Raw genomic sequence first — 12,299 nt, forward strand, 5'->3', positions numbered from 1 at the left:
TGAGGACGATGGCGGCCGCAGGGGCGGTCGCAGCACTCGCGATGACGGGTGTGGTCGCCCAACCGGCCCTCGCCGACGACGCCGACGTGCTGGCCGTGGACTTCTCGGCCAGAACCGGCGACTTCCGCGGCGGCGCGACGGGCACGCTCTACGGGTTCGGCGACGAGGGTGCGCCGACGCAGGCGCTCATCAACGGCGCCGCGATCACGAACACGTCGCAGAAGGCGCCGTACGGAACGCAGCATCCGTCGGGCGATGCGATCAAGGTCGAAGACGGCTTCTTCGCCAAGCACGGCGAGGACATGTACATCTACGTGCAGGACTACTACCCCGACTGGTCGTACAACGGCGGGCGACGCCCGGGCGACGCCCGCACCTACAACCAGGCCGACGGCACCTACACGAACACGCCGAACGGTGTGTGGGACTACCTCGAGGTCGTGGAGTTCGTCGCCGAGGCCGTGGCCACCGACTCGGCCAGGCCGCAGGACTACGTGTTCATCACGTTCAACGAGCCCGACGGCGGCAACTGGTACCCGAACTGGTCGACGCAGAAGACGCAGTTCCTCGACGACTGGCAGGCCACCTTCGACAAGGTGCAGGAGGTGTGGGCGCGCCACGGCCTCGGCCACGCCCGCATCGGCGGCCCGGGCGACACCCGCTGGCAGCCCGAGCGCAGCCGCGACATCCTCGAATTCGCGAAGGCGAACGGATCGCTGCCCGACGTCTTCATCTGGCACGAGCTCGGCATCGACAACCTCGCGCAGTACCGGCAGAACTTCGCCAACTACCGCGCGCTCGAGGCGTCGCTCGGCATCGACCCGATCCACGTCAACATCACCGAGTACGGCATGCTGCGCGACATGGGCGTGCCCGGCCAGCTGATCCAGTGGTTCGCGATGTTCGAGGACACCAAGGTCGACGCGCAGACCGCCTACTGGAACTACGCCGGCAACTTCTCCGACAACAGCGCCCGGCCGAACGGAGCCAACGCCGGCTGGTGGATGTTCAAGTGGTACGGCGACCTGAACGGCGCCGAGACCGCGCAGGTCACTCCCCCGACGCCGAACGGGGTCGACACGCTGCAGGGCATCGCGGCCGTCGACGACGAGAACCGTCGGGCGACCGTGCTCTGGGGCGGCACCGACCGCGACGTGTCGCTGGACCTCAGCGGGCTCGACCCGGCCGTCTTCGGCGACGCCGTCGACATCGAGGTCCGCGAGGCCGCACTCACCGGCGCCGAGGGCCTGGCCGACACCCCGCGGGTCGTCGCCGCGATCGACGGCGCCGCACTCGACGCCGGCTCGCTCGACCTCGTCGTGCCGACCTACGACCGCTACGCCGGCTACCAGCTGATCATCACCCCGTCGCAGCATCGGGATGTCTCCGCCGCCCAGGCGGCGCAGCCGTGGACCGCCTCGATCGAGGCCGAGAACATGCAGCTGACCGCGGCGCAGGCCTACACGCAGGACCCGAAGGCCGGCGGGGGCTGGAAGTTCCTCGCCTCCGGGGGCCGCGACGTCGGCTCGTTCAACCGCGCGACCTCGAAGGCCGACTGGACCCTCGACGTGCCGCACGACGGCACCTACCGGCTGCAGGTCGTCGGCGGTGCCCCGGGCGTTCCCGGTCGCCACGCGCTCTTCGTCGACGGCACGGCCGCCGGCACGATCCAGTACACGGCCGACCTCGCCCTCAACGCGACGAGTCGTTGGCAGTACCGCGGCAGCGCGGAGCTGCTCGTCGACCTGACGGCCGGCACGCACACCCTGTCGGTGCGCGCGAGCGCCGACGGCACGAACCGCCTGCCGAACTCCGACATCACGCTCGACAAGGTGTCGCTGACCTCGGTCGGCGAGGGCGAGCCCACGTCGTACCCGGCCTCGGGCTTCCGACTCACCGGCGAGGCCACCCTCGAATGGGACGGCGAGCAGGCCGGTTCGGCCGCGCTCCTCGGCGACGGTCGGGCCGATGTCTACGCCAGCGCCTTCGAGACGGGCTACTACGACCTCGTGGTCGATTGGGCGACGGCGGATGCCGCCGAGCTGGCGCTCGACGTCAACGGGCAGTCCACGCCGGCGATCGCCGTCGACCAGGCCGGCGCCTGGCGCTCGACGACGCGCGCGCACCTGGTGGAGGGCGTCAACGAGATCGAGCTGCGCTCGCCGGCGGGTGCGTCGGTGTCGAACCTCACGACCGTGCGGGCTCGGGACGCCGACGACGCCGCAGTGTCGATCGAGGCCGAGAGCGCTCGCCTCGTGGACGGTGCCGCCGTCCAGACGCTGGCCGACAGCACCGGCACCAACGCCTCGGGTCGCGCGTTCGCGGGCTGGGTGGGCAACGGGGCCGGCGCCATCGTCATCGATCGTGCCGCCGGTTTCGACACCGCGGGCGGGTACGACCTGACCGTGCACTACTCGAACGCCGAGACGTCGGGCGACCACGCGTACAACCCGCAGGTCGTCGACCGGCGCATCGACGTGAGCGAGGGCGGCGAGCACGTCGGCGACGCGTACTTCCGGTACACGTACTCGTGGAACAGCTTCTGGCAGCGCACCATCCCGGTGACGCTCTCGACGGCCGACCAGCCGCTGCGCTTCGGCAACACGACGGGCTGGGCTCCGAACGTCGACCGCATCGTCATCGCTCCGCGCACGCTCGGCGAGCCGACCACGGAGTCGACGCTGCCGCCCGCAGAGGTGCCCGCGGCACCGGCTGCACCGACCGCGACGGCCGCCTCGGACACGTCGATCGCCGTGGCCTGGGCCGCTCCCGAGCACGACGGCGGATCGGCGATCACCGGCTACCGCGTCGTCGACACTGCGTCGGGCGAGGTCGTGTGCGAGGTCGGTGCGGCCACGCTCGACTGCCGGGTCGACGAGCTCGCGCTCGGGAGTTCGCACGCCTACGCGGTCGTCGCCCTGAACACCGTCGGCGAGAGCCCGGCATCCGCGGCGAGCGCCGTGGTCACGCTGCCCGAGGTTCCGACGGACGACGGCGCGAAGGCCGTGCCGGCCAAGGGCGTGCTCTCCTCCGACAACGGCTGGGACACCGGTCTGCTCGACGGGGCGTTCCGCATCACCATGAACCTCTGGTGGGGCGAGAACGCGAGCCTGTTCAAGCTCTACGAGAACGGGACGCTCGTCTCGACGACGTCGCTCACGACCGCCTCGCCGAAGGCGCAGACGGCCACCGTCGACATCAGCGGTCTCGGCAACGGCGTCTACCAGTACGTCGGCGTGCTCGTGAACTCGAAGGGGCAGACGAGCACCGCCCCGCTCACCGTCCAGGTGCGTGATGCGAAGCCCGGCATCCCCGTGCTCTCGCACGACAACTGGGACAAGGACGGCGACTACACCGTGAGCGCCGATCTCTGGTGGGGCACGAACGCCACCTCGTACCGTCTGCTCGAGAACGGCGTGCCGATCGCCGACGGTGCGCTGGTCGCAAGGTCGCCCGGAGCCCAGCACGCGAGCGTCGAGGTGCACGGCCAAGCCAAGGGCTCGTACGAGTACGTGATCGAGTTCGCCAACTCCGCGGGTACCACCTCGAGCGTCGCGAAGACGGTGACCGTCAAGTAGCACGCGCCACGACGAACGCCCGGTCCCCTGCGAGGGGCCGGGCGTTTCGTCGTCGGCTCGCCGCGATCACCGACCACCCCGACGGTCGGTCCGCGTGGCGGATCGGCCGTGTGGCGGCGCCGGACCCATGCGACGCCCAGCGTCGGCGCGTAGCATCCGCCGCATGCGACCGACGCCGACGATGCCCGCCCCCGGCCAGGAGTCCGTCTGGGACTACCCTCGGCCGCCACGCCTCGAGGCCGTCGACGTCCGCGTCACGATCACGCTGGGCGGAGCGGTGGTCGTCGACACGGGCGACGTGCTGCGCGTGCTCGAGACGAGCCATCCGCCCGTGTACTACCTGCCGATCGGCGACTTCGTGCCCGGCACCGTCGTGCCGGCGTCGGGGTCGTCGTTCTGCGAGTTCAAGGGGTCGGCGCGCTACTTCGACGTGGTCGCCGGTCCGCACCGGGCGGCGCGCGCGGCGTGGGAGTACCCGTCGCCGTCTCCCGGCTTCGAGCGGCTGTCGGGTCGCATCGCGATCTACGCCGGACTGGTCGACACGTGCACGGTCGACGGCGAGACGGTCGTGCCGCAGCCCGGCGGCTTCTACGGCGGCTGGATCACGTCGAACGTCGTCGGCCCGTTCAAGGGCGGCCCGGGGTCGATGGGCTGGTAGCGGCAGGCACCGCAGCTAGGACTCCGACGGCGCGTACGCCGAGAGCCGCTCGCGCAACGACCCGGCATGCAGTTCGAAGAGGTGGCCGTCGTCGTCGTGGAAGTAGATCGAGTCGCCCTCGCCGTCGACGCGCGAGCGCGGCGGGCGGATGTCGAGACCGAGCTCGGCGATGGTCGCCCGCAGCCCCGGAAGGTCTGCCCGCTCGACCTGGAACGCCACGTGGTTGTAACTGCGCGGCAGCCCGCCGTCGCCGAGCATGATCGCCACCCAGGTCGCCGTCGACCCCTCGCCGACGAGGAAGAACCGCTCCTCCGAGAGCGAGAACGTGCGGCTGCCGCTGTCGTACACGCGCACCGCGCCGAGCACGGTCGTGAGCATCCGCTCCATGCGATCGAGGTCGCGCACGATGAAGGTCACATGGCTGAGTCCGCTGCTGGTCACCGTGCCACGCTACGCGAGCTCCGCAGGGTGGTTCGGTCTGGAACCGGCGGCACTCCGGCACTCCGGCACCGGGTTCGCCGCCGCAACCCGCCCGCCATGCGGGAGCCCTGCGGCGCACCCTCGGGTCAGGCGGCGTGCCGCGCGCGACCGCTGCGAGCCGTGAGCGAGCGCAGCGCGACGGCGCGCCGACGGTAGACGGTTGCGTGTCCGGGCGTGTGACCGGCACCGGTCTGCAGCTCCGCGGATGCCGCGGCGAGCGCGACCGACCCCAGTCGCTGGTGATCGGCGACCCGCGCGCAGGCGCACGGAAGCGCGGTGCGCTCGCCGAGCGGCCCGGTCACGTATTCCAGGTGGGTCGTCATGGCGCGGATCCTTCCTCGATCTCGGGCGGTGCAGGCCTTCGCCCTCACCCCTAGAGATGCAGCATCTCCCGGATCATGACGCGAGACATCCGGATCCACCCTGAGATCGCCCGCCCGATACCCTCGAAACCGGGCAGACCCCGCCCGCCCGAGAGGAGTCCCATGACCACCACCGCGCCGTCCGCACTGCGAGTCCGCCCGCGCATCTGGATCGGCCTGGTCATCTGGCTGGCCTACCTCGTGCTGGTGTTCGCCGTGCAGTCCGCGAGCGGCATTCCGTATCAGGAGTGGGGCGACAGCGCGGGCAACCTGTTCTTCGGCGGCGGCGTCTCCCTCATCGTCGCGACGGTGCTGCTCGCGATCACCACGAGCCTGCTCGGCTGGTGGCGTCCGGCGCTGTTCGATCGTGAGCGCAGCCGTCATCGCTGGCCGATCGTCGTGCCGATCCTCGTCGTCGTCGCCGCAGGGATGAACCTCGCCGGCACCGACTGGGCGAGCTACAGCGGCGCGTTCCTCGCGGCATCCGTCGTGCTGCTGCTGGTCGGCTTCACCGAAGAGCTCGTGAACCGCGGCCTGCTGATCGTCGCGCTGCGCAGCCGCCTGCACGAGGGGTGGGTGTGGTTCATCAGCTCGGCGCTGTTCGGGCTCGGGCACTACATCAACGTGCTGCTCGGGGCGCCGGCCGGCGACACGACGATCCAGGTCTTCGCCGCCTTCCTCGGCGGCACCGCGTTCTACATCTTCCGCCGCACGACCGGCTCGCTCATCTGGGCGATGGCGTTGCACGGACTCTGGGACTTCTCGGTGTTCGCGACCGGGGTCGGGCACGCGGGCGACATCACGGCGATCGCGAACGTCGTCTACCTCTTCACTGGCTTCCTCGGCCTCGCCTTCGTCGCCTTCGTGATCCGCGGTTCGAAGGAGCGCGCGGATGTCGCGACGGCGCCGTCCACCGGCGGCAGCGCGAGCATCCCCGCCGAATGACCGACCGAACCCCTGGTCGATCGATGCGTCTCACGGTCATCGTGGTCGCCGCGCTGGTCGTGTTCGGTCTGCTGTTCGCGTGGGGCGCGATCGACGCCTGGCGGCTGATCGTCGAGGCCGGTCCGCTCGCGCCGGTCGACGTCAGCGGCCGTGGCGGAACCGGCCGTGGCGAGGCGCCGGCGATCTGGGCGGCGATCGCCTTCACCGTGGGTGCGGTCGGCATGTTGCTCGGCGCCGCCGGGCTCGTGCTGGTTCCCGTGATGCGTCGCCGCCGCGACCGGGTCGACGGCTGACACGCGCCGGTCGTTCGTCAGCCGCCGGCCGGGCCCGATGACCGGTTGACGGGCGCCGAGTTCACCAGGGCGCGCCGGTGTCGAGTGCCGAACCGGCGGCGGCCGCGGCGGGCCCGATCCACGCCTCGCCGTGGCCGGGCAGCACGACATGGGCGGTCGATGACCCGAGATCGCCGACCGACGCTCGCGCGCGATCGACGTCGTGCTGGAACATCGACGCGAGCAGCTGCGGCCCCTGCATGGGCGAGGTGCGGTGCCGGGTGACGAGCGCGTCACCGACGACGAGCACGCCCTCGTCGTCGAACTCGAACGCCGTGTGTCCGCTCGTGTGCCCGTCGACGAGTCGCATGCGCGGCTGCCCCGGCACGTCGACATGCTCGCCGCGCATGGGCGGCGCCGTCACGCTCGGAACCCCGAGATCGGCGCGCCCCTCGAGCAACGGGAGGATCGCGAGTGCCCACGGCAGCACGCCCGGGCGCAGTGCGTTGCGCAGCACCCCGCCCGTTCCGGCCTGCTGCAGGATGTCGCGACGAACGTTCGCGAGCTCGAGCGAGTGGGCGTGCACGGGCGTGCCGAACTGCGCGGCCAGCCACGAGGCACCGCCGAGATGGTCGGCGTGGCCATGCGTGATGAGGACAGCCGAGACATCCGCCGGTCTGATGCCGATGGAATCGAGGGAGGCTTCGAGCAGGGCGCGCTGACCGAGGTAGCCCGAGTCGACGAGCGTGACGCCGTCGCGCCCGGAGTAGATCACCCAGTTGACGTGCTCGGTGTGCGCGAAGTGGATGTGCGCACTCACGCGGTCGACCTGCATGCCGTCGAATGCCCGGTGCTCCCTCGCCCTGCCGACCATGCGACTCCCCCGGCCTCACAGTACGCCGTCGCGGCGATCGCCGCGCACGACCCACGACGCACGAATCCCGCTGCTCCGGTTGAGTCCCCGCGAACGGGGCTTCCACCGCCGCAGCGGGATTCTCGTGCGAGTCGGTCGCGTCAGCCTGCCGCTGGGCGCGCCGCGTCGACCTCGGGCTTCGCCGTCGCGGCATCCTCGCCCTTGCTGCGGAACGTCCAGAAGACGAACACGAGGGCGATCACCTCGGCGATCGTGCCGAGGATGAGCCCGAAGGCCGCCCCGCTCGGTGCGTGGCCCACGGCGAAGGTCGTGATGTCCCAGGCGCCGTGCAGCGCCATCGCCCAGATCAGACTCCCCGAGACGCGGCGCACGATGTAGAACGCCGTGCCGCCGAGGAACGCGAAGCCGATCTGCTGCAGCGTCGGCAGCAGGTCCTGCCCGAAGAACAGGTTCGTGGCGTGCATGAGTCCGAAGAGCGCGCTCGTGGTGAACCACACCCACACCTCGCGCACGGTGCCGCGCAGGCTCGTCAGCAGGATGCCGCGGCTCACGAGCTCCTCGTTGAAGCCGACGAGCGCGCCGAGCAGCAGCAGCCCCGCGAGGTACCCGCCGTCGATGCCCGACCAGTCGACGCCCGTGGTCAGCGAGATCACGATCGAGAGCGCCATGATGGCCGGCGCGATGATCGGCCAGGCGTGGCGGCTGCGGCGCTCCTCTCGCAGCGCGGGCTTCCACCAGCCCAGCACGCTCGTCGCGATAACGAGCAGCACGGCTCCGGCGGCGAGGAACAGCACGGGCGCCCGGAACAGCGTGTCGCTGCTGTCGCCGTACTGGTCGTACGGCACTCCCGAGAGCAGTCCGACGGTGAAGATCACGACGATGTAGGCGATCCAGACGAGGATGCCGATCCACCAGCGGGGTGCGACGCGCATGCGGGTTCCTTCGGAGGGCGGGCCGGACTCGGGTGATCGAGCCGACGAACGGATGCCGCGACTGCGGACGACTCATTCTGGCAGCGCCCGTACGCGACGCGCCGGAGGCGGGCCCGCCCGGGCGCTACCCGCCGACGCAGTTCGGGTCGCCCTCGCCCATGCACCCGTTGACGCCGCCCGGGTCGACGGGGACCAGCTCGGGTGCCGGGGCGAATCGGTCGTAGGGCACGGGTACGGCGACGGCGACGATCAGGCCGAGGCACGCGGCGATGCACGCCGTGATGATGAGCCCGCGCCTGCGGCTGATCGCGGCGAACACGATGGCGCCGACCAGTACGCCGAGGGTGATCGACGCGGTGACGACGTAGCGGTTCGCGTCGGCGTCGGTGACGTCCGGCGTCGATCCGAACAGCGCGAAGTAGGTCTCGAAGGCCTGCCAGAGCAGCACGAGCGTGAGCAGCCCTCCGAGGGCGAGCAGCACGCCCGCGATCCGCGCCGACGTGCGACGCTCTCGGCCGAGGGCCGCCGCGGTGAACGCCAGGCCGAGGGCGACGACCACGGTGAGGATGCCGGCGTCGAGCCAGGCGATGCCGTTGCCGAGCACGCCGACGAACCCGAGTCCGAGGCTGCCCGGGAGGCTCCGCACCGCCGTCGCGATCAGCACCGCGACCGGCACCGCCGCCAGGATCAGCGCCCATCGCCCGGGCCGACGCATCTCACGCAGCCCGAGCTGCACGGCCGCGGCGAGCGCGACCCAGACGAGCAGGTTCCAGTCGACGACCATGACGACGAGCCTCGGCAGCACGTCGAACGAGTTCAACCCCGACGACGAGAGCACGATCAGCAGCAGGCCCACCGCCCGCAGCACGACGACGGATGCCACGATCACCGCCGTCTCGACGAGGCGCGGTCGCAGTTCGAACGCCGGCCGTTCGGTGGCGGCCGGCGTGCTCGTGTCGGGGTCGCCTGGGGCGTACGGCTGGGCTCCGCTCATCCGCACATCCTCCCCCGCGCGCACCGCGCGCGCCTCAGTGCGGCCCCGGATGCGCAGCCCGGGCACGCAGGAATCCCGCCCGTGCGCCGGAATCCCCTTGGGGGGAAGGGAATTCCAGCGCACGAACGGGATTCCGTTGCCGTGCAGGGGGTGCGGATGCCGCGACTACGCCGCCAGCGGCAGCTCCACGGTCGCCCGGGGAACCGGCACGACCACGAACGAGTCGCCAGTGGCATCCGCTCGCACGCCCTCGCCGTCGCCCAGCGCACCGCTCACGAGCAGGTCGCTGATGCGGTCGTCGATCTCGCGCTGGATCACGCGGCGCAGCGGTCGGGCACCGTACTCGGGCTCGTAGCCGCGCTCCGCGAGGAGCGCCACCGCGGCATCCGTCACCTCGAAGGCGATCTCGCGAGCCGCGAGGCGAGCCGACGTCGCACCCAGCAGGAGGCGCACGATCTGCGCGAGCTGCGGCTGGTCGAGCTTCTGGAACAGCACGATCTCGTCGATGCGGTTCAGGAACTCGGGGCGCATGGCCTCGCGCACCTTGCCCATGACGCGCTGGCGCACGTCGTTCATCGACGAGAAGCCGTTGGCTGCGGCATCCGTCGACGCGACGAACCCGAGCGCACCCGAGCGCGACGCGAGGAACTCCGAACCGAGGTTCGAGGTCATCACGATCACCGTGTTGCGGAAGTCGACCGTGCGGCCCTGGCCGTCGGTCAGACGACCGTCGTCGAGCACCTGCAGCAGCAGGTTGAACACGTCGGGGTGCGCCTTCTCGATCTCGTCGAACAGCACGATCGAGTACGGGTTGCGCCGCACGCGCTCGGTGAGCTGCCCGGCCTCGTCGTAGCCGACGTATCCGGGAGGGGCGCCGACGAGGCGCGACACCGTGTGCCGCTCGCCGAACTCGCTCATGTCGAAGCGCATGACGGATGTCTCGTCGTCGAACAGGCTCGACGCGAGCGCCTTCGCCAGCTCGGTCTTGCCGACACCCGTCGGCCCGAGGAACAGGAACGAACCCACCGGGCGACGCGCGTCGCCCATGCCGGTGCGACTGCGGCGAACGGCCTTCGCGACCGCGGTGACCGCGTCGTCCTGGCCGATGACGCGCGCGTGCAGCTCGCCCTCGAGGTCGCCGAGCCGCTCGCGCTCGGTCTCGGTGAGGCGGTTCACCGGAATGCCGGTGGCCCGCGAGATCACGGCGGCGATCTGCGCCTCGTCGATGGTCGTCGCAGACCGCTGGTTGAGGAGGCCGCTCGCGGCCGTCTCGAAACCAAGGTCGTCGCCGCTGGTCTCGATACGGCGCTGCGCGCCTACTCGACCGGCGGACGTCACCTCGTCGAGCTTGGCCTGCACCTTGGCGATCTCGTCGCGGATGCGCGAGGCCTCCTCGTAGTGCTCGGCCCCGACGGCGGCGTTCTTGTCGGCCTCGAGCTCGCCCAGGCGCGCGATGAGCGCGGAGACATCCGTCTTCACGCCGAGCCGAAGGCGCAGTCGCGCGCCGGCCTGGTCGATCAGGTCGATCGCCTTGTCGGGCAGCACGCGGTCGCTGAGGTACCGCGCACTGAGCTCGACGGAGGCGCGAAGCGCGGCATCCGTGTACTCCACACCGTGGTGCTGCTCGTAGGCGGGCTTCAGGCCGTGCAGGATCAGCACGGCGTCTTCGATGGAGGGCTCGCCGACGCGCACCGGCTGGAACCGGCGCTCGAGGGCGGGGTCCTTCTCGATGACCCGGTACTCCTTGAGCGTGGTGGCGCCCACGAGGTGCAGGTCGCCACGTGCGAGGCGCGGCTTCAGGATGTTGCCCGCGTCGGTGCCGCCATCACCCGAGCCGCCCGCGCCGACGACCGTGTGGATCTCGTCGATGAAGATGATCAGCTCGCCCTTGTTGGCGGTGATCTCGTCCATCGTCTTCGTGAGGCGCTCCTCGAAGTCGCCGCGGTAGCGCGTGCCGGCGAGCATGCCCGGCAGGTCGAGCGAGATCACGCGCTTGCCGAGCAGCGCCTCGGGCACCTGCTCCTCGACGATCGCGCGGGCGAGGCCCTCGACGATCGCCGTCTTGCCGACGCCGGCCTCGCCGACGAGCACCGGGTTGTTCTTGGTGCGGCGGCTGAGGATCTCGATGGTCTGCTCGATCTCGTCGACGCGCCCGATCACGGGGTCGAGCTCGCCGTTCTCGGCCAGCTCGGTGAGGTCGGTGCCGAACTTATCGAGCATGGGGGTCGCGGATGCCGCGGCGTCGCCGCTGCCGTATCCCTCACCCTGGTCGGGGTCGCCGTCTCCGTCGAACCCGGCCTCGACCGTCTCGCGGATCTGCTGCGTCAGCGCCTCGGCCGTGACGCCGGCGCGCGCGAGCACCTGCCCGGCGGGGGCGTCCTGTCCGAGCACGAGCGCGAAGAAGAGGTGCTCCGGGTCGATGTAGGTCGAGCCGGCCGAGCGTGCCACCTGGTAGCTGTGGAACAGTGCACGGCTCGCGCTCGGGGTGATCGTCGCGGCGTTGATGTCGGCGACATCGGATGCCGCGGGCAGGCGCGCCTCGGTCGCGGTGATGAGCCGCTCGGGCGCGACGCCGATGCGGGCGATGGCCTGCTTGACGCTGTCGTCCTCCACGATGACGCGCAGGATGTGCAGGGCGTCGAGCTCGGTCTGGCCGCGCTCGAGGGCGAAGCGTCCGGCGCGCTGCAGGATGCTCTGCGTGCGGGCGGTCAGGAACCGGCTGAGGTCGATCGACCGAGCCTGGCGAGCCTGCTCACCCGCGAGGTACCGGCTCAGAAACTCGTCGAACGAGCTCGCACCGGCTTCGGGGTTGAAGTCTTCGGGCACCAATCCTCCTGGAACTTGAGTGGCGTACGCTCAAGTTCAACGCGGACGGGGCGCGATTATTCCGATCGCTCGCCAAGCTCATCCGCAGACCGCGCCGCCTTGCGGGCCCCGCCCGTGCCAAGGTGCCCGATCTACCCCTACGGCGACCCCTTAACTTTCCTCGGCCACTTGCGACCACGTGCCAGAGACCGGCGAGCACTCGAGTTGGAGGATGTTTGCGCTACTCAATGCCGAACCAGAGCCCTCGATCACTGAATCGGCCTGACTTTCGTTCCTATCGGTTTGCTTGTCCGGCAGGTGCCGGTTGGGCTGATTCCAGGTCAGCGTAGTACTCCTGCTCGACCTCGATCGGGGTACGCATGTCGAGCTCGCCGTGCA

The 12,299-nt window shown here is 70.8% G+C and carries 9 protein-coding genes and 1 pseudogene; 4 read left to right on the top strand and 6 right to left on the bottom strand.

What is annotated here, in order from left to right; all coding sequences use genetic code 11:
- Window positions 1–8 precede the first annotated feature (8 nt).
- Together GQR16_RS12325 and GQR16_RS12335 are read left to right on the top strand one after the other, a co-directional pair.
- The gene (locus tag GQR16_RS12325; protein WP_211373504.1) at window positions 9–3,578 is read left to right on the top strand and encodes a fibronectin type III domain-containing protein; all 3,570 of its coding nucleotides are present in this window, start codon (window positions 9–11) and stop codon (window positions 3,576–3,578) included.
- 163 nt (window positions 3,579–3,741) lie between these two features.
- The gene (locus GQR16_RS12335; protein ID WP_157415436.1) at window positions 3,742–4,236 is read left to right on the top strand and encodes a DUF427 domain-containing protein; all 495 of its coding nucleotides are present in this window, start codon (window positions 3,742–3,744) and stop codon (window positions 4,234–4,236) included.
- Here the strand turns inward: GQR16_RS12335 and GQR16_RS12340 are convergent.
- Together GQR16_RS12340 and GQR16_RS12345 are read right to left on the bottom strand one after the other, a co-directional pair.
- Window positions 4,205–4,623, bottom strand: a pseudogene (locus GQR16_RS12340) (VOC family protein). The gene GQR16_RS12335 and the pseudogene GQR16_RS12340 overlap by 32 nt on opposite strands.
- A gap of 179 nt (window positions 4,624–4,802) precedes the next feature.
- Window positions 4,803–5,039, bottom strand: coding sequence for a hypothetical protein (locus GQR16_RS12345; protein ID WP_157415437.1), 237 nt, complete (start codon window positions 5,037–5,039; stop codon window positions 4,803–4,805).
- 162 nt (window positions 5,040–5,201) lie between these two features.
- Between GQR16_RS12345 and GQR16_RS12350 the strand changes: the two genes are divergently transcribed.
- Window positions 5,202–6,023: a CPBP family intramembrane glutamic endopeptidase gene (locus GQR16_RS12350; RefSeq protein WP_246200785.1), complete on the top strand. Its 822-nt coding sequence runs from the start codon at window positions 5,202–5,204 to the stop codon at window positions 6,021–6,023.
- Window positions 6,020–6,316 (top strand): hypothetical protein, encoded by a 297-nt coding sequence (locus tag GQR16_RS12355; RefSeq protein ID WP_157415438.1) that lies wholly within the window; start codon window positions 6,020–6,022, stop codon window positions 6,314–6,316. The genes GQR16_RS12350 and GQR16_RS12355 overlap by 4 nt, the downstream gene beginning before the upstream one ends.
- A gap of 61 nt (window positions 6,317–6,377) precedes the next feature.
- Here the strand turns inward: GQR16_RS12355 and GQR16_RS12360 are convergent, their stop codons facing one another.
- From GQR16_RS12360 to GQR16_RS12375, 4 genes are all read right to left on the bottom strand, one after another.
- A complete protein-coding gene (locus GQR16_RS12360; protein WP_211373505.1) occupies window positions 6,378–7,115 on the bottom strand; it encodes an MBL fold metallo-hydrolase in 738 nt (245 codons plus the stop codon).
- A 194-nt stretch (window positions 7,116–7,309) separates the two neighbouring features.
- Entirely contained in the window at window positions 7,310–8,101 is a 792-nt protein-coding gene (locus tag GQR16_RS12365) for a CPBP family intramembrane glutamic endopeptidase (RefSeq protein WP_157415439.1), read from the bottom strand.
- A 124-nt stretch (window positions 8,102–8,225) separates the two neighbouring features.
- On the bottom strand, window positions 8,226–9,095 hold the full coding sequence (locus GQR16_RS12370; protein ID WP_157415440.1) for a hypothetical protein: 870 nt from the start codon (window positions 9,093–9,095) through the stop codon (window positions 8,226–8,228).
- A 165-nt stretch (window positions 9,096–9,260) separates the two neighbouring features.
- Window positions 9,261–11,921: an ATP-dependent Clp protease ATP-binding subunit gene (locus GQR16_RS12375; RefSeq protein WP_157415441.1), complete on the bottom strand. Its 2,661-nt coding sequence runs from the start codon at window positions 11,919–11,921 to the stop codon at window positions 9,261–9,263.
- Window positions 11,922–12,299: the final 378 nt, after the last annotated feature.

This window comes from Agromyces allii (assembly GCF_009749385.1).
Lineage (GTDB): Bacteria > Actinomycetota > Actinomycetes > Actinomycetales > Microbacteriaceae > Agromyces > Agromyces allii.

Excerpts from the sequence above, each read along its gene's own strand:
- GQR16_RS12345 (WP_157415437.1), bottom strand. The coding sequence starts at position 5,039 with ATGACGACCCACCTGGAATACGTGACCGGGCCGCTCGGCGAGCGCACC.
- GQR16_RS12365 (WP_157415439.1), bottom strand. The coding sequence starts at position 8,101 with ATGCGCGTCGCACCCCGCTGGTGGATCGGCATCCTCGTCTGGATCGCC.
- GQR16_RS12370 (WP_157415440.1), bottom strand. The coding sequence starts at position 9,095 with ATGAGCGGAGCCCAGCCGTACGCCCCAGGCGACCCCGACACGAGCACG.
- GQR16_RS12350 (WP_246200785.1), top strand. The coding sequence starts at position 5,202 with ATGACCACCACCGCGCCGTCCGCACTGCGAGTCCGCCCGCGCATCTGG.
- GQR16_RS12355 (WP_157415438.1), top strand. The coding sequence starts at position 6,020 with ATGACCGACCGAACCCCTGGTCGATCGATGCGTCTCACGGTCATCGTG.
- GQR16_RS12335 (WP_157415436.1), top strand. The coding sequence starts at position 3,742 with ATGCGACCGACGCCGACGATGCCCGCCCCCGGCCAGGAGTCCGTCTGG.
- GQR16_RS12325 (WP_211373504.1), top strand. The coding sequence starts at position 9 with ATGGCGGCCGCAGGGGCGGTCGCAGCACTCGCGATGACGGGTGTGGTC.